Source organism: Pseudooceanicola nanhaiensis DSM 18065 (assembly GCF_000688295.1).
Taxonomy (GTDB): Bacteria; Pseudomonadota; Alphaproteobacteria; order Rhodobacterales; family Rhodobacteraceae; genus Pseudooceanicola; species Pseudooceanicola nanhaiensis.
In genome coordinates this window covers 66728-83439 of sequence record NZ_JHZF01000019.1, presented here as the reverse complement: position 1 = coordinate 83439, position 16712 = coordinate 66728, and the positions used below count along the sequence as shown (strand labels likewise).

20 protein-coding genes are annotated in these 16712 nt (G+C 59.1%); 7 read left to right on the top strand and 13 right to left on the bottom strand.

What is annotated here, in order from left to right; all coding sequences use genetic code 11:
- The 3 genes from Q344_RS0121880 to Q344_RS25835 form a co-directional block, all read right to left on the bottom strand.
- Entirely contained in the window at positions 1-594 is a 594-nt protein-coding gene (locus tag Q344_RS0121880; RefSeq protein WP_007803403.1) for a c-type cytochrome, read from the bottom strand.
- A 369-nt stretch (positions 595-963) separates the two neighbouring features.
- Positions 964-1422 (bottom strand): c-type cytochrome, encoded by a 459-nt coding sequence (locus Q344_RS0121875; protein ID WP_007803401.1) that lies wholly within the window; start codon positions 1420-1422, stop codon positions 964-966.
- A 28-nt stretch (positions 1423-1450) separates the two neighbouring features.
- Positions 1451-2011: a L,D-transpeptidase gene (locus tag Q344_RS25835; RefSeq protein ID WP_009807486.1), complete on the bottom strand. Its 561-nt coding sequence runs from the start codon at positions 2009-2011 to the stop codon at positions 1451-1453.
- 155 nt (positions 2012-2166) lie between these two features.
- Here Q344_RS25835 and Q344_RS0121865 point away from each other — a divergent pair, with 155 nt between their 5' ends.
- Together Q344_RS0121865 and Q344_RS0121860 are read left to right on the top strand one after the other, a co-directional pair.
- On the top strand, positions 2167-2469 hold the full coding sequence (locus Q344_RS0121865) for a DUF2933 domain-containing protein (protein ID WP_007803398.1): 303 nt from the start codon (positions 2167-2169) through the stop codon (positions 2467-2469).
- A 283-nt stretch (positions 2470-2752) separates the two neighbouring features.
- Complete coding sequence (locus Q344_RS0121860) at positions 2753-4882, top strand: protein-disulfide reductase DsbD family protein (RefSeq protein WP_009807485.1); 2130 nt, start codon at positions 2753-2755, stop codon at positions 4880-4882.
- A gap of 28 nt (positions 4883-4910) precedes the next feature.
- On the opposite strand, the gene ccmI is transcribed toward Q344_RS0121860, so the two are convergent.
- The 7 genes from ccmI to Q344_RS0121825 all read right to left on the bottom strand — a co-directional run bounded on the left by ccmI (position 4911) and on the right by Q344_RS0121825 (position 11599).
- On the bottom strand, positions 4911-6062 hold the full coding sequence (gene ccmI / locus Q344_RS0121855) for a c-type cytochrome biogenesis protein CcmI (RefSeq protein WP_008327282.1): 1152 nt from the start codon (positions 6060-6062) through the stop codon (positions 4911-4913).
- On the bottom strand, positions 6059-6532 hold the full coding sequence (locus Q344_RS0121850; RefSeq protein WP_009807484.1) for a cytochrome c-type biogenesis protein: 474 nt from the start codon (positions 6530-6532) through the stop codon (positions 6059-6061). Before Q344_RS0121850 ends, ccmI begins: the two co-directional genes overlap by 4 nt.
- Entirely contained in the window at positions 6529-7095 is a 567-nt protein-coding gene (locus tag Q344_RS0121845) for a DsbE family thiol:disulfide interchange protein (protein WP_009807483.1), read from the bottom strand. The genes Q344_RS0121850 and Q344_RS0121845 overlap by 4 nt, the downstream gene beginning before the upstream one ends.
- Positions 7096-7103: 8 nt before the next feature.
- Positions 7104-9104, bottom strand: coding sequence for a heme lyase CcmF/NrfE family subunit (locus tag Q344_RS0121840; protein WP_012187039.1), 2001 nt, complete (start codon positions 9102-9104; stop codon positions 7104-7106).
- A 65-nt stretch (positions 9105-9169) separates the two neighbouring features.
- Positions 9170-9475, bottom strand: coding sequence for an SHOCT domain-containing protein (locus tag Q344_RS26625; RefSeq protein ID WP_222481198.1), 306 nt, complete (start codon positions 9473-9475; stop codon positions 9170-9172).
- Complete coding sequence (locus Q344_RS0121830) at positions 9411-10877, bottom strand: ATP-binding protein (protein ID WP_028288642.1); 1467 nt, start codon at positions 10875-10877, stop codon at positions 9411-9413. The genes Q344_RS26625 and Q344_RS0121830 overlap by 65 nt, the downstream gene beginning before the upstream one ends.
- Entirely contained in the window at positions 10877-11599 is a 723-nt protein-coding gene (locus Q344_RS0121825; protein ID WP_007803380.1) for a response regulator, read from the bottom strand. Before Q344_RS0121825 ends, Q344_RS0121830 begins: the two co-directional genes overlap by 1 nt.
- Positions 11600-11787: 188 nt before the next feature.
- Here Q344_RS0121825 and Q344_RS25830 point away from each other — a divergent pair, with 188 nt between their 5' ends.
- The 5 genes from Q344_RS25830 (at position 11788) to Q344_RS0121805 (ending at position 15046) form a co-directional block, all read left to right on the top strand.
- The gene (locus Q344_RS25830) at positions 11788-12261 is read left to right on the top strand and encodes a rhodanese-like domain-containing protein (protein WP_008327269.1); all 474 of its coding nucleotides are present in this window, start codon (positions 11788-11790) and stop codon (positions 12259-12261) included.
- 88 nt (positions 12262-12349) lie between these two features.
- Entirely contained in the window at positions 12350-12787 is a 438-nt protein-coding gene (locus tag Q344_RS0121820) for an ion channel (protein ID WP_222481193.1), read from the top strand.
- A 161-nt stretch (positions 12788-12948) separates the two neighbouring features.
- Positions 12949-13398: a DUF6010 family protein gene (locus Q344_RS0121815; protein WP_028288641.1), complete on the top strand. Its 450-nt coding sequence runs from the start codon at positions 12949-12951 to the stop codon at positions 13396-13398.
- Between the two features lie 3 nt (positions 13399-13401).
- Positions 13402-14064, top strand: coding sequence for a TVP38/TMEM64 family protein (locus tag Q344_RS0121810; protein ID WP_008327266.1), 663 nt, complete (start codon positions 13402-13404; stop codon positions 14062-14064).
- Between the two features lies 1 nt (position 14065).
- Entirely contained in the window at positions 14066-15046 is a 981-nt protein-coding gene (locus tag Q344_RS0121805; protein ID WP_009807478.1) for a cation diffusion facilitator family transporter, read from the top strand.
- On the opposite strand, the gene Q344_RS25825 is transcribed toward Q344_RS0121805, so the two are convergent.
- Genes Q344_RS25825 through Q344_RS24735 form a run of 3 tightly spaced genes read right to left on the bottom strand, consistent with a single transcriptional unit; the run spans position 15043 to position 16711 of the window.
- Positions 15043-15894 carry a TniQ family protein gene (locus Q344_RS25825; protein ID WP_207287098.1) on the bottom strand — a complete coding sequence of 284 codons (852 nt, stop codon included), beginning with the start codon at positions 15892-15894 and terminating at the stop codon, positions 15043-15045. The genes Q344_RS0121805 and Q344_RS25825 overlap by 4 nt on opposite strands.
- Entirely contained in the window at positions 15831-16079 is a 249-nt protein-coding gene (locus Q344_RS26620) for a hypothetical protein (RefSeq protein WP_229669261.1), read from the bottom strand. Before Q344_RS26620 ends, Q344_RS25825 begins: the two co-directional genes overlap by 64 nt.
- A complete protein-coding gene (locus Q344_RS24735) occupies positions 16076-16711 on the bottom strand; it encodes a TniB family NTP-binding protein (protein ID WP_229669260.1) in 636 nt (211 codons plus the stop codon). The genes Q344_RS26620 and Q344_RS24735 overlap by 4 nt, the downstream gene beginning before the upstream one ends.
- Position 16712: the final 1 nt, after the last annotated feature.

Sequence of the window (16712 nt, the reverse complement as noted above, 5' to 3'; positions counted from 1 at the left end):
TCAGTCTTCTTCCGCCCGGAAGCGTTCATGGCATGCGGAACAGACCTGGGTCGTCATCGCGAATGCTGCGTCGGCGGGCATTTCGGCAATGGCGGCCGCATCCATCATGTCGCCTCGGCCCATCATCGTGCTCCCGCCCATCATGGTTGTATCGCCTCCCATCATTGACCCGCCGCCCATCATCGAGGCGCCATCCATGGAGGTATTGCCGCTCATGCCGCCCAATCCATTGTCGGCTGCGCGTTCCAGGCCCTCAGAGTATTCTTCCAGCTGACTTGCCAATGCCGCGAAGCGCTCCCAGTCGGTCCACACCTCGTCCTTGGCTTCCGAGGGCATGCCCCCTGTGCCCTCTGGGAACAGCTTTGTCATGCTCTCACCGGCGTGCTGCTGGAACAGGCGCGCGGCATCGCGCACTGTTTCTGCGTCATAGGCCGTTTCGCCCCGCATCATCGGGGCCACGGTCTTGACCGCCTTCCCCATTGCAAGCATGGCATCCATGCGCTCTTTCACGATGCCGGTGGCACCGCTATGCGCGAATGCCGTGACCGCAGTACCTGCAATCAACACTGCCGCTACGATAGTCGTCTTTTTCATGTCTTCGATCCTTCTTTGGGTCTGCTTTTCGAGCGATGTGAAATCAGACCCACCGTCGGGGCGGTGGAGGATCGCTGATCGGGCGCAATTCGGTTCGTTGGATCGCGCCGTCTTGCATGACGGCTTTCAGAAAAGAAGGCTCGTACGCCATGTTCGGCTGAAGCAATAACGCTGCCGGGACAGAACAATCGAGGCCTGGATGGCAGTGGCCAGAGGCCTCGGTCGATGGCCCTGCGTCTTCGTGACCATGGTATTCCTGCCCCAACGACGTTTCACCATGATATACCGGCGCCTCTGGCACCCCGAGTACTACAAGGAAAAGGCCGAAAACGGCCGACAGAATCCATCGGTTCGTCTTCGACCAACGCATCAGTTGATCCCGTTGGCCCGCTGCAATTCGCGGACATAGGCGGCCACCATCTTGACGTCTCCTTGGGTCAATCCCTCGATCTTAGGCATATTACCGAAATTCCAGTGATGTGCACGGACGCCGTTTTGAGCTGCCAGAACAAAAGCCATGTCCGAATGGTGGCTCGGTTCGTAGATCTTGTGCACGAGAGGCGGCGCAACACCGTTGCGACCGGCGGCATTTTCGCCGTGACACTCGGAACATTTTGCCTCGAATATGTTCTTCCCAAGCGCCGCCTGCTGCGAGAGTGCGTCAGGCAGCTGGACCTGGACGATCGGATCGCCTTCGGCAATCTCGCTTGTGTCAGGTGGCGTCATGGAGTGGCCAACCGCTAAATCTTCGGCTCCAACGAACTGCCAAACGGCAAAACCCCCGCCGATAACAAAAACGGCACCAATCAGCGCAGTTAATTTGTCCATGCCTGTATCTTCCGCCTTGCCCGTTGGGTCAGATGAGTTTGACTTGAGTGCCGACAGGCGCTCGCTCGTAGACTTCCTCGATCTGTTCGTTGAACAAACCGATGCAGCCGTTTGACGACCGGCGGCCGATCTTGCGCGTGTCCTGTGTCCCGTGAATACGGTAGTACTGCCACGACAGGTACAGTGCGCGAGTACCCAAGGGGTTGTCCGGATCACCCCCCTCGATACGTGCCGGCCATTCCGGATTGCGTTCCCGCATGGAGGGCGTCGGCGCCCAACTGGGGTTTTTGCGTTTTTCCACCACTTCAGTGTAACCGCGTTTGGTGAGTTCGTCGGTCAGCGGAACGGATGTCGGGTAAATCCGCATCTCGCCGTCCGCTGTCCAGTGCTGTAGCGCCATCGTCACGGTGTCTGAGATGATGATCCCTTTGCCGAGCGTGTCGAAATGGTCTTGCCAGTCATGAACTCGGAAAGAAGAAATGTTGCGGCGAATGGTTTCGGCTCGAACCACGCTTGGTGCAACCAAAGCGACAGCCGCATACCCCAACAGGCTTCGTCGATTGATCTTGTTGTTTCGCGATGTCGTCATGACACACTCCTAGCCTACGGTTTGTACATGTCTTTTACGGGAGACCCGGCATCAGGCAACCTGACAAGGCCGCGAGAAGTGTATCCATTTGTATCCTTGACCTTACCCTGCTGGAGGGTCGCAAATGACGCCAGGAACGAGACAAAGAGGGTGTCATGGACGACGAAAATCCCAAGAATAAGCCGATTACAGACAAGCTCATGCATTACGGAATGATGGCGTGTTGCATTGTGATGCTGTTGCCCGTGATCGGTTTTTTTCTCGCTGGCGGAACGCTTGCGGGTATGTGGGGCAATGCATCGGCTTTCGCCCCGCTCCTGTTGTGCGTTGGAGCGCATCTTGTGATGCATAGATTCATGGGGAAATCGTGCCATTCCGACAAGGCAAACGATACTATCGAGGAAGCGCCCGAGCCCATAAGTTCCGTGATTCCTAGCGTCGCCCGCAACAGGCAGTGATGTGCGAGGGAAAGCAAAGGTATTCGTATTGCTGTTGATGGTTACATTACTTGGAGGTTGCGCGGGAAGCCTTGCAGACTGCCTAGATCTGAAGGCTATCGTGTCCACGAAGCAAGCGTCAGACCTTCTGCCGGATGGGTGTCGAACCCTTTCATCTTCTGCGACTGGCGTTGCGCGAATTGTCTGTGCGGACGGTCGTCAGGGTTTTGCCACAGGTGGACTTTGACGCAATTTCCGCCGTCCTGGCGAAATCTGCGGAAAATATGGGAAGGAAGCAGGTATCTTGATCGATTGCCTTTTGATCCTGCGACGGGTTTTGCTTATTCCCTTCGTGCTCCTGGCCGTTGTCTCTGGAAGTGTCGCGGCAGCAACCTCTGCTGAATACCAGAGCGCGCCACTCACCGCGCATCTCATTAGTGTACAGGACGGCGTTCCCGAGAACACACAGACTCTGTCAGCCGGGCTTCACCTTCAACTGAACGAAAACTGGAAGACCTATTGGCGGTCGGCGGGCGAGGTGGGAATACCGCCTTCGGTCGAATGGAGCGGTTCCGAAAACGTCGCAGATGTCGAATTCATGTGGCCCGCCCCGACGCGCTTCACCGCCTTCGGCATCGAAAATTTTGGTTATGCGGGTGAAGTCGTCTTTCCGCTGCGCATAACGCTCAAAGATCCCGGCGCACCTGTGACTCTTTCCGCGCAGGTCAAACTGCTGGTGTGCTCCAATGTCTGTGTCCCGGAAGAGTTTGACCTGTCACTTCGCCTCGGACGGGGCAACGTCATCGACAGCACTTCGGCTGGGCTGATCGGTACGTTTTCCGAGCGCGTCCCCGAAGGGGCCAAGACGAGCGGCGTCAGCGAGGCAAATGCCTTCATCGACGAAGACCTCACGGAGTTGATCGTCAGCCTTCGCGTCGATGAACCACTCCAGTCGCCGGATGTGTTTCCCGAACTGGGTATGGGTGTTGCGCTTGGCAAACCCGATATCCGTTTGGGAGAAGAGGATCGTTTGCTTTGGGCGCGCTTGCCGATCCTCTCGTCGAATACGGATGTGACAGTGGCTCCGTCGATTACCGTCACCGACGGCGAGAACCGGGCCTTCACGATCATCGCGGATCGCGTGGCGCAAGGAATAGCACCACCCTTTGAACTGGCCGCCACGACACCGGACATGATGGAACTGATCTGGATTGCCGCGATCGCGCTGCTGGGCGGATTGATCCTGAATGTGATGCCCTGCGTGCTGCCGGTGCTGTCCATCAAGGTGTCGTCTGTGCTCAAACACACCGATCACGACACAACCCGTGTCCGGTTCGGTTTCGTCGCTGCCAGCGCCGGCATCATGACGTTCATGTGGGGTCTGGCGCTCGTCCTCTGGGCGCTCCAGACGGCAGGCCTCAGCGTCGGGTGGGGTTTGCAGTTTCAAAGCCCGCTGTTTCTTGCGGCGATGATCGCTGTCCTGCTCGTCTTTTCGGCAAATCTGTTCGGAGCGTTCGAGTTCGCCCTTCCACACGGCATGCAGACGCGGCTTGCAGGGGCCGGAGGACGCAACGGGTATTCCGCCGACTTTTTCACTGGCATGTTCGGTGCCGTCATGGCGACGCCTTGTTCGGCACCGTTCCTCGGCACCGCGGTGGCCTTTGCTTTGGCCGGGCGTGGCGTGGACATCCTCATCGTCTTTACGAGCCTCGGGCTCGGCCTCGCCCTGCCCTATCTCGTCATCGCCGCGTTCCCGCGTCTGGTCGCATTCATGCCCAAGCCTGGTCGATGGATGCTGATCATCAAAAGCGTCATGGGGGTTTTGTTGCTTGCAACCGCCGTGTGGCTGTTCTGGGTGCTCGACGGTGTCGCCGGGCTTGCGTCTGTCATCGCGGTCGCGGCGTTGTCCGGTCTCGCCGTTCTGATACTATCTCTCCCGAATGTGCAGTCCCAATTCAGGTGGTCTATTGCCATAGCCAGCCTTGTCCTGGCCATTGCCGCAGGTCCTCTCTTGCAGCAATCAGCACCTGCGCGTTCGACGCCGCAGTTGGCAATGGCTTGGATCGCATTTGATCGTTCGGAAATAGCGAAACGCGTGTCCGCAGGAGAGGTCGTTTTTGTCGATGTGACCGCTGACTGGTGTCTGACTTGCAAAGCGAACAAGACACTTATCATCGATCGGGAGCCAGTCCGGAGCGCGCTTGAAGCGCCTGGAGTCACGGCGATGCAGGCAGATTGGACACGCCCGGACACGCGCATTTCCCGCTACCTTGAGAGTTTCGGCAGATACGGCATCCCCTTCAATGCCGTCTACGGACCATCGGCACCGAACGGCATTGTGCTGTCCGAATTGCTAAAAACCGAGGACGTGATGAACGCCTTGGCGCAAGCCAGTGGTCGGGATGTTTCCGCAAAGGTTGCCGGACAGGAGTGACCTGCTCGACCGGGACACCGAGCAGTAGTCAGCCGCCGAGCCGCTCAAGCGCGGCACGGACCGCCGCACGCCGAGGATCACTGGCGGGCTGCTGCTCCAACAGCGCTTCAGCCTTGCGGTAGGCCTCAACGGCGCGATCGGGCTCCTGAAGGACGGTATAGGCATTTGCCAGCCGCATCCAACCATCCAGATCGTCCGGTTCATCCTCAAGACGCTCGGCCAGCCGCGAGACCATCGATCGGATGAACTCCGCGCGATCCGCGTCATTCATCTCCGACGCCGCCGCGACATCTGCGGCACTCGGGCCTGGTTGCGACGTCGGCCCGCTGGGTAGATTGACGACCGGAAGGTCAGCTGCCGCTGCAATCCGGTTGATCTGCGCTGCATAGGTCTCCATCCAGGGAACGTAAGCCTCTTCCTGATTCAGTCGTGAAACAAGCAGATCGTAGGCCTTACGCGTCTCTTCTTGCTGAAAGTAATACAGAGACTCGAAGTAGGTTGCCGCAGGATTGGATGGGTCAAGGTCCAAAGCGCGATCAATGGCCAATTTCGCCCGTGGAATAACAACGCCGTCATTGGCAACCGCGACAGCCTCTGCCAGCATGGAGAATGTCGCGGAGGTGGCATCCTCCCGTTCGGCAACGACTTCGAAGGCTTCGACGGCATCGGCTGCTCTGCCCATGCGCTGATAGGTCTGGCCCAACAGCATCCACCCTTCGCTAGGGCCGCCGGTCGGATCGGATACAAGCCTTTCGCGAAGTTGTATTGCCAGCGCCGTCACTTCATCAGTCTGTGCCCGCTCCTCTGCACGGGCAGCGAAGGCCATTGAAGGAACCTCCGGCGATCCCATCGTCAGATAGTAGCCCGCGGCAATAACCGGCGCGAGGACCGCCGCGACAACGAGAGTGACTCTGCCACCATTACGGGATGATCCGGCTTTTTCTTCCGAATTGCGGGTCGTCGCGAGGATCCGTTTCTTGATCTCGAGTCTGGCCGCTTGAGCTTCCTGTTCAGAAATCAAACCGCGGTCCATGTCTCGTTGGATTTCCCGCATCTGATCGGCGAGGATCGCCGGTACCGCATCCCCTCTGGTGAGAGTGTTCGATTTGGACAGCAGCAGCGGGTAGAGGACAATTCCGATTGCGACCAGCGTCAAAAGAACGAAAATACCCCAGATCATGACGCATCCCCCGCTTCGTTTTGCCTGAGAATTTCGGACACGGTGTTCTCATCCTCCGAGCCCAAGTCTTCAAATGCCTCTTGCTTTCGCCGACTCATCAGTAGCCCGCCACCAACGAAAACCCCGATCAGAACGAAAGCGATCGGAGCGAACCAAAGCGCGTAGGTCGCAGGCTCCAGAGGCGGTTTCAGCAGCACGTAATCCCCGTACCGCGCCCGTATGTATTCGATCACCTCCGCGTCGCTGTCTCCAACGACCAGGCGCTCGCGTACGAGCAGACGCAAGTCCCGCGCCACACCCGCGTTCGAACTGTCGATGTCCTGGTTCTGACAGACGACGCATCGTAGATCCTTGGAAATCTCCCGCGCACGCTGTTCCAATACCGGGTCGGTCAGCATTTCGTCCGGTTCCACCGCATTGGCGGCAAAGGGAAGGAGCCCGATGCAAAACGCGAAAATCAACTGTCTCATGAACCTGCTCCATTTGGCAGTGCGCCTGCCTGCTTCAGGGCTTGCGTGAACCGTTCGACGGCGTCCGGACCCACGACCGGCCCGACATAGCGAAACAAAACGGTGCCATCGCTATCGACGATGAAGGTTTCCGGCACGCCCGACAGGCCCCATTCGATCCCGGTCCGGCCCGACAGGTCGGACCCGATCCGCTCGTAGGGATTGCCGAGGTCATTGAGCCACTTCACGGCATCCTCAGGTTTGTCTTTGTAGTTTATTCCGAACAACCGCATGCCGTCTCGTTCGACAAATCTTGTCAACACGGCATGTTCCGCGCGGCAGGGCACGCACCAGGACGCAAAGACATTGACCACGACCGGTCGTTCGTTGCCGACAAGATCGCTTCGGGCCAGGCCGGGTGTCTCCAACCCCGGCACGGGATCGAGGTCGAACGCCGGGGCCGGTTGCGAGATCAGGACGGAAGGGATCTCGTTGGGATCCCGGTCGGGATTGAGCCCCCAGAGAAAAAACCCACCGAATATGACCGCCGCAATAAACGGCAGCCCGGCAATGAGACGTTTCATCTTCTCTCCTACTCGGCAGGAACGGCATCGGTGGCTGGCTGTTTGGCACGGCGCGGCGCCCCGACCCTCAAACGGCGATCCGACAAGGACAAACAGCCACCGATCACCAGCAGGATCGAGCCGATCCAGATCAGGTTGACGAGCGGTTCATAGAGGATCCGAAGGGTCCATGCTCCGGCGTTGTTCACTTGATCGGAGGCTGGCGTTGCAATCGACGTATAGAGATCACCCGCCAATGTGGAGCGGATGGCCGACTCCGTCGTCTGGCTTTCCGCGACCGGGTAATACCGCCGTTCCGGGAAAAGTGTCGTGACCAATTCGCCATCCCGACGCACCACAAGGGTGCCGCGATCCGCGATGTAGTTCGGCCCTTGAACCTTTGCGGCCCCTTCGAAGGTGATGTCGAACCCGGCGATCGTGACTTCGGTCCCGGGGGCGGCAAAGACGATCTCCTCACTCTTCCATCCGGTCGAGCCGATCATCCCCATCATCAACACAGCGACGCCGGCATGGGCAAGCGTCATACCGTGAGAGGCGCGTGGCAGGTTGCGCACGCGTCTCGCGCTCTCTGCAAGGGAAACCTCGAACAGACGGATGCGTAGCGCCCATTCCCGCAGGGTCGCAAAAAGCAGCCACGCTGCGCCGAGGATGGCAAGATAGGCCATGATCGGCCCACCGTTCAGAAGATACCATGCGGCCAAGGCTGCAATGACCGCCAGCACGGCCACGAATTGGATGCGATCGAGCAAACCGGCGATATCAGCCCGCTTCCACGACAGGAATGGACCAAGACCCATGAACACGACCAGTGCCAGCATCATCGGAATGAAGGCCGCGTTGAAGAAAGGTGGACCGACCGAGATCTTGTCCCCGGTGACAGCCTCCAGGATCAGTGGATAAAGCGTCCCGAACAGGACCGTTCCCGTAGCGGCGGCCAGAATGAGGTTGTTCACGAGCAGCCCGGCCTCGCGGCTGATCGGGCGAAACAGACCACCCGGCTCCATTTCGGGCGCCCGCCAGGCGTAGAGCGCCAGCGACCCACCGATGGACACGGCCAGCAGACCCAGAATGTAAAGCCCGCGCTCTGGATCGACGGCGAAGGCATGCACGGATGTAAGCAGGCCTGACCGGACGATGAACGTCCCGAGCAGCGAAAGCGAGAAAGTCAGGATGGCAAGTAGGATGGTCCAGCTTTTGAACGCGTCGCGCTTTTCGGTGACGATGGCGGAATGCAGCAGCGCCGTGCCCAGAAGCCAGGGCATGAAGCTCACGTTCTCGACCGGGTCCCAGAACCACCAGCCGCCCCAGCCCAGTTCATAATAGGCCCACCACGATCCAAGAGCGATACCTGCCGTAAGGCTGACCCACGCGGCCAATGTCCACGGGCGGACCCATCTGGCCCAGGCCGGATCGACGCGCCCTTCCAGAAGAGCCGCAACGGCAAAGGAAAACACGATGGAGAAGCCGACATACCCGAAATACAAGAGCGGCGGGTGCATGGCGAGACCCATGTCCTGAAGCAACGGGTTGAGGTCATTGCCGTCGAGCGGCGGCGGAAACACCCGCTCGAAGGGGTTCGACGTCAGCAGCAGGAAGGACAGGAAGCCGACGCTGATCCACGCCTGCACCGACAAGGTGCGCGCCTTGGTCTCGGCGGGGATGTTCGATCCGAACCAGGCGACGCCCGCGCCGAACACCGCGAGTATCAGGATCCAGAGCAGCAGCGAACCCTCATGGCTGCCCCAGGTCCCGGCCACCTTGTAGAGCATTGGCTTGAGCGAATGGGAGTTCTCGACGACGTTCCTGACGGTAAAATCGCTGACGATGAAAGCCTGCATCAGCGCTGCGAAGGCGATGGCCACAAACAGCACTTGTCCTATTGCCGTCGCCTGGGCGGATTTCATCCAGACGGCATTTCTACGCGACGCACCTGCAATCGGTAGAACACTCTGAACAAGCGCAAGCGCCAGTGCGAGGGCCAGTGCGAAGTGACCAATTTCCGGGACCATGGCGTTCTTTCCTATTCAGCGTCGGTGGGCGTCGCGTCGGACGGCTTTGGCGTCCGCGGCGGGGTCTATTCGTCGAGCGTTGCTTTGCGGCGACGGAACTCTTCTTCGTCGATTTCCCCATTTGCAAAGCGGCGCCTGAGCGCTTCCTGCGCGTCCGAGTCCGGGGGACGGGTGCCATTGTCCCGCAGCCTGAACACCAGAAACACCACCAATGCGATCAGCGCACCCCAGAAGGCGAGCATCATGAAGCCGCCCATAAAGCCATAGCCACTGCCCCACATGTGCCCCGTCCAGGAGCCTGGTCCATCAGCCTGCGCCATGCTGGCGGGCAAGCTGGCCAGCAACGGCAGGATCAACGCGTTCAGTTTCATCTGTTTCTCCTTCGATCAGTTCGGTTTCATCCAACGGGATGGTGACAACAGCGCGCAAACCCGCGCTGTTCTGATTGACCAGCTGGATATCGCCGCCATGGGATTGGACGATTGTCCTCGCGATTGAGAGCCCAAGCCCATAACCGCCCGTTTCCAGAGACCTCGATTGCTCGAGGCGATAGAACGGATCGAAGACCTTTTCCAACTGGTCGACGGGAATGCCGGGCCCATTGTCATCGATGTTGAGTACGAGGTTCGAACCGTGGGTCGCCCAGCTGACTTTTGCGGCACCACCGTAGCGAACGGCGTTCTCAAGCAAGTTCCTCAGTGCCCTTCGGAACGCGTTGGGTCGAAGCCGCACGGCAACATCATCACTCGGGGCAAAGGTGCAGTGTGCCGCCATATCGCTGCACAAGCTGTCCAGAAAATTGCGCAGATCGACCACTTCGGCACCTTCGGATCCGGTAAGGCCGCGTGCAAAGGTGAGCGTCGCTTCGACCATACTCTGCATCTCTTCGACCGATGCGATGAGGCTGTCCCGCGTCTCTTCTTCGTCAACCAGCTCCGCGCGGACACGCATGGCAGTCAACGGCGAGCGTAAATCGTGGCCAAGGGCTGCGAGCATACGTGTACGATCACTGACAAACCGGGTCAGCCGTCGTTGCATGCGGTTGAATGCGACGGTCAGATCTCTGACCTCGGTCGGCCCTGTGACCGCCAATTCGCCCACATCTTCGCCCCGGCCAAGATGGTCCGCGGCCTTCGACAGGTGCCGCAAAGGACGCGTCAGGCGCGTCATTACAAACCAGAAGATCGCCACCAGAAGCAGTCCGGCGGAAATCCCGAAGGTCAGCATCGAATAGAAAGGCCATTGGATCGGCGGTCGCTCGAACCGCGTTCCGACATTCAGCCAACGCGCTCCCTTGATGGCGATGGACAGGTTCATTTCAACCGCTGTCAACTCTCCGCGCATCATCGCGAGATGCATTTCTGTCATCTCGTTCGAGAGATTGGGAAGAGGCCGCAACTCGCCCTCGACCTCGTGCAATTCAACGCGAATATCCCGGCTGTAGCTGTCATCCATCAGGGCGCGTATGCGCGCTTCCACGATGCCGCCGTCCGAATGACCGGTGTGATCCACGATCGGAGCGTCCGACAGATCGAACCGGATCAGAGGCGAATTTGCCGCGCGAAGGATCGAGTCCTGCAGATCCAGCGGGGCCTCTTCGATCAACCGCGCGACATTCGCTGCGCGACCCGCGGCCTCGAATCCTAAAGCTGCACGGATCGCAAGGCTGCGCTCGTCGGCGAACAGGAACAGGCTGATCACCTGGGCCACGACAAGTGCCGCGACCACAAGCAGGATCAATTGGCCGCTCAGAGATCTCATCGCACGGCGCATCACGGCGCATCCTCGACATCGGCAGCCAGACAGTATCCGCCGTTCCGCACCGTTTTGATGACACTGGGCCTAAGTACATCCGGCTCGATTTTGCGGCGGAGACGGCTGATCTGATTGTCGATGGTGCGATCCATCGGGCCTGCCGTCCGACCAGCGGTCAGGTCAAGCAACTGGTCACGGCTGAGCACCATCCTCGCGCGTTCCAGCAGGACCGCCAGCAATTTGAACTCGGAGGTCGTCAATGGGGTCTCGGTGGTGGACTCGTCAATCAGCACCTGCCGGTCGGTATCCAGTATCCAGTGCGCAAAAGAGACTTTCCTCCCAGCGAGGCTTCCGGCCACAGGTTCGTCGCGGTTGCTTCTCCGAAGAACCGACTTGATGCGGGCGAGCAGTTCTCGTGGATTGAACGGCTTGGCGAGATAATCGTCCGCACCGATTTCCAGACCCACGATCCGATCCGTTTCCTCACCAAGCGCCGTCAGCATGATGATCGGAAGATCACCCTCTGGCGCAAGTCTGCGGCAAACCGACAAACCGTCCTCGCCCGGCATCATGACATCGAGCACGAGGAGGTCGAAGTGACCAGTGGCCAGCTTGGCATCCATCTCCACGGCATCCCTGGCGACGGTCGTGCGCATTCCGTTCTTCTCCAGGAAGCGCGCGACGCTTTCGCGTATCTGAGCGTGGTCGTCCACGATAAGGATATGAGGTGGCGGTCCCATGGCGTCCTTCCTAGATCATCGTTGCATTCTGTTTCATGGGCAGAATTGTAGCCGTTTGTATCAGGTCAGTCCCTTGCTACAGATGGATACAAATCTGTGCCTGCACCGTGTCGTGCTCCCGGGTAGCGTCGCGCGTATGTTATGTGACCTTTGGGATCGCAACCGATCAAAGGATGAGGTTTTCGAATATGGCTCTTGATTTGAACCGGCGCCGTTTCGTTCTGGGTGCTCATATGACGGTGCTGACCGTCGCGGCGTCACCGCTGTTGGCGCAGAGCCGATCTGTCTGGTCGGCAGAGAATGCCTTTGACGCGCTTCTATCGGATACGGCGCGGATCATCGATGTCAGAACGCACAAAGAGTGGCAAGAAACCGGCGTAGGTGCTGGTGTATGGCCGATAAGCATGCACGCGTCCGGTTTTCCGGACCGATTGTTCAGGGCCAAGGAACTGAGCGGTGATCGCACTGTTGGACTGATCTGCGCCACTGGCGGACGCTCCGCATCGCTGCTTCGAGCGTTGAGACAAGCTGGTTATTCGGGCTACGCCGATATCTCGGAAGGGATGTTGGGATCAGGCGAAGGGCCTGGCTGGATCGCATCGAACTTGCCGACCGTTCCGGTGGATGTCGCCCTGAACGGGTTGCCCCCCGCGTTGGCCTGACCAGTGAAGAATCAATTGGTCCCGTTGTGCTAAAAGCCTGATGTATGGTCAAATTGACCTGTTTGAACAGGAAGACGGGTTTGGGTGTATGACCGAGTTGATGGCTATGTTTGTCGGAATATGCGCGGCGATCGTGATGGGAATTGTCCATCATTATGCGTTGTCGGGCATTCTGAAGTTTTCCCCGCAGCGGTCGGATGGCTCCGGCTTTCGGATCATCCTGACGTTTTCCACGTTGCTGTTGCTGCATGTCTTGGAACTTGTGACGCTCGCCGTGTTCAACACGATGGTGGTGGCAAGCGTTCTGCCGCAATCGTTCAGCAACAGCCCTCCGATGTTTCAGGATGTTCTCTATGTTACGGGCATCTCGTTCTCGACCCTTGGCTATTCGTCCATAGAGGTGGTCGGGCCCTTTCGACTATTGCTGATGCTGCAATCGCTTTTGGGCTTCATGTTGCTGACCTGGTCAGCGACGTTTCTTTACTCAGCCTGCCAGCAAGTCTGGCAGAAGGCGAAAGATGACTGAAAATCGCCACGCGCGTCGGACATGAGCTTGGCGTCAGCGTCAAATACGTCCTGATATCGGTCCTTTGACCTCACCGTGGAACGGTTGAGTGAGCGCTGCGTTGCGCGCGTGGATGAATAGCCCTTGACCTTCCAGTTGCTGGAATCCCTAGGTACAAAGCCATGGCACAGATTTTCGAAAAGACAGGCGATCACGTATCGCACCATCGACACGGGGATATCTTGAAATCTCCCGTATGGGTTGGCGTGTTGCTTGTCGTTCTCACATTGCCGGCTCACCTTTTTTTGGATGAGCAAAGCTCGATAGCTCTTGCTTCGATCACGCTTGCTTTGATTGGCGGTGCCTATATCGGCTTTGGCGCTGCGGACGGCAGAGCGCGCGTGTTCTGGGCAGAGCTCGCGGTCGCCCTTTTGTTCGGCTTAGCAGCGTTCCTGGGGCTGATATGGCAGTGGGCCTTCTTCCCCTTGGGCTTGGCCCTTCACGCCCTTTGGGACATGTCACACCACAATTCTTATCGTCTCGCCCGGATTCCGAACTGGTATATTCCATTCTGCGTGGCCTTTGACCTTTTGGCAGCGACGTTCTTCGTTCTGCTCTATGCCGTGTTTTGATCCATGATGATGCGCATCCTTCTTATGGCGGTGTTCCTGATGGGAGTCGTCGCATTGGCCTTCCCGGACGTCCTTGGCGTTGACATTCGCCTGCCGGATCGCGCGGAAATTGACCGCTGGATCGAGGCGGCAGGTCTTGCCGGACCAATTGTCATCGTGGCGCTCATGACAATCGCTATTGTCGCAAGCCCCCTGCCCTCGGCGCCAATCGCACTCGCCGCCGGAGCGGCTTATGGACACACGTACGGGACGCTCTTCGTCGTTCTAGGTGCGGAACTCGGTGCGCTTGCCGCCTTTGGTCTGGCCCGCGGCTTGGGTCGTCCCTTCGTTGAGCGTCATCTCGGTCAGAAGATTAACGCAGGCCTGTTCGGGTCCCAGAACACTCTGACCTTCCTGGTCTTCGGCAGTCGCCTGCTGCCGTTTCTGTCCTTCGATATGATCAGTTACGCCGCAGGTCTGAGCAAGCTGCATCTTTGGAGGTTCGCGCTGGCCACGATGGCCGGGATTATTCCAGCGAGTTTCTTGCTCGCTCACATGGGCAGCCAGGCGATGAACGGCGATGCCCGCACTGCCACATGGACCGCACTTGCGCTGGGTGGCTTTACCGGCCTGTCGGTTCTCTTCGCCGCGACGCGAAAGACCGGTACGAAACGGAAGGAGAGCTGATATGGCCAGTCATTCCCACGCCGGGCATATGCCGAGTTCCGGCAAGGCCCTTGTGATTTCGGCCTGGCTCACCGGCGTCTACTTCGTGATTGAACTGGCCGTCGGGCTCTGGACTGGCTCGATTGCCGTCCTGTCGGATGCGTTTCACACCCTGTCGGCGGTTGGCGGCGTTCTGGTGGCCATCATCGCGCAGCGCATTGCGCGCCGCCCGGCGGATTCGGCGCGGAGTTTCGGCTGGTACCGCGCCGAGATCATCGGGGCACTGGTGAATGGCGGCTTTCTTCTCGGTATGGCGCTTCTGGTGATCTGGATGGGCGCGATGCGGCTCGGGAATCCGATTCACCTGGCCACGGGTCCCATGCTCTGGGTCGCCTTCGGAGGCCTGGTCACCGAAGTGATCTCGCTGGGGCTGATGTGGCAATCGAGCAAGGACGATCTGAATGCCCGTGGTGCGCTCTGGCACATCATCCAGACCTTTGTCGGCAGCCTCCTGATCATCGTCACCGCTCTAGTGATCGAGTTCACCGGCTTTCTGGCGATTGACCCGATCCTCGGCATGGCGTTCGGGGTGGTTCTCCTCTGGGCCTCCGTCGGCGTCATCAAGGAAGCGGTCCACATCCTCATGGAAGGCACGCCAGAGGGAACGGATCTCGAGGCTGTGACGACGGACCTGCGCGGCCAGGACGGGGTTCTGGACGTTCACCATGTGCATGCCTGGACGCTGACCAGCGGCAAACACGCATTTTCTGCCCATATCCGCCATGGTGAGCCCGCAGAGGCCGCGGACCTGCTGAACCGGGCCTATCGGCGGCTGACGGAACAGCATGGGTTTCACATGGTCACGCTGCAGCTCGAAACAGAGTGTCTCGACGAGCGCCACGCGCGGGATCTTGATATAGTCCAGATAGCGGCTGCAAAGGCTGCTGTCGCGTTGCCCTTTAATCTGAGACGCGACGCGTTTGGCGACAATTTTTGCCCTTAATTGTGAGATACGGCTGTCATGGGGCCCCTGTTTCTCGCGCACCTTTGCGCGATGTGATCAACCGCGGCAAGCAATCGAGGCTCCTTCTCGAAGGCGCGCAAGAGAGCAACCCTTGCATAGTCGTCGATGCTTTTGCTGACGATGGCTGCCTTAGCCAAGGGATGAGATCGAGCGGCGGCGATTGCGGCGAGGCAGAACAGCCTAACTTCCGATCTGGGGTTCTGGACAGCGAACGACGGATCCCCGCGGAAGGTTTTGAGTGACATGGCAAAGGTGACTGCGCGCATTGCGCGCCGAAGTTGCTTGGGGCCGCGCGAGCGCGCGGCGCACTCAAGCATCTCTGCCCCGCGGCGCGCTCGGTATATCAGTTTTCCAGATATTTGTTCCTCACGGAGTTTGCCAAGGGTCTGCACAAGTCTCGTCCCGCAAACTTGGCAGTCAAATGCCCAGGCCCGCCTCCAATGCCTGAGCAAAAGACCCTCTCTGGAGCATCGCAGGCAATGCTGGAATGGCATCTGAGCCGTCAGTGAGGCTTCTCGTGGCGTCATTGCCGGAAAGGTCAAAGATCGAACAACATCTGGGTTAACCCGTGCGGCGTTGGCAATCTTCGCCGCCGCAGCCGCGTCGACGTTGAAGTCCAAGGCGGTGCCATGCGCGGTATCGATTCTGAGATGAGCCAGTAGTTCCGCATCATCACAGTAGTTGGCCGCCGCCAGCCGAGACAACCAACCTGACAACAACTCGTCTGGCAGCGGCGCGACAGTCTTGGGCAGCGGGTGCGGCTTCACACCCGGGACTTCTGGAGCCGCCGATGGGGGTTCGCATGGCGCGACCAAACCGGCGTCCATTTTGCGATTGCGTCATCGGTGATGCATTCCTCGCCTGTGATAATGGCGTCGATGGAAAGATCCTTGACCAGAGCGAAGATGCGCGAGGTCACCCCACCGGTCAGTGCCAAGACCTGCTTGAGAGATTTGACCTTCAGGTTGGACTTCTTTTCCAGTGGCATGGCAGCAATAAGGGTCTGGATCATGTCCGAGAACTCGGCATCGTCGCGCCAGTTGGCAGATGATGTTCGTCCAGCCGTCGGGCAAGCTGGATATCACCGCGAATAGCATCGACGGCCTCGCTGACCCCAAGGCAGACCAGTGACACCTCGAGTTCATTGCTGAGATACCGCAGGACATTGAGAAATCGGCGCTGTTCGCGGTGGGTCCCGGCCAAGAGGTTGTGAACCTCGTCGATCATGATCATCCGCAGGCCAAGGTCGCGTAAGAGCGCGATGACACGGACTTCGAGGGAAGCCACATTTTGAGCGCGGGCGCTAAGAGCCGTCGCCGGGGCGCCGACGGCGGCCAGGATGTGCAGGTAAAACCGCCGTTCATCAGGTGCGGGCGGCGCTTGCAACAGCAGAAGCGGTGTGCGGGTGATGCCCGACGCCGGATCGTATTCTGGTGCGTACTTGCGCGACAGGTTTCGGGCAATCATCGTCTTTCCGATCCCGGAGGCGCCATGCACAAGAAGCCCAGGCATACGGGTTTGTCGTGGCGCTTCGATCATGCCCTGCAAGCGGTCCAACACCTGTTCCGCCCGAGGAAAGCCGATCCAGATATCCGATTGAATGAGGGCGATCCGGCCGTCTTCTTCAGTTGTCCCTGCCCTCAAT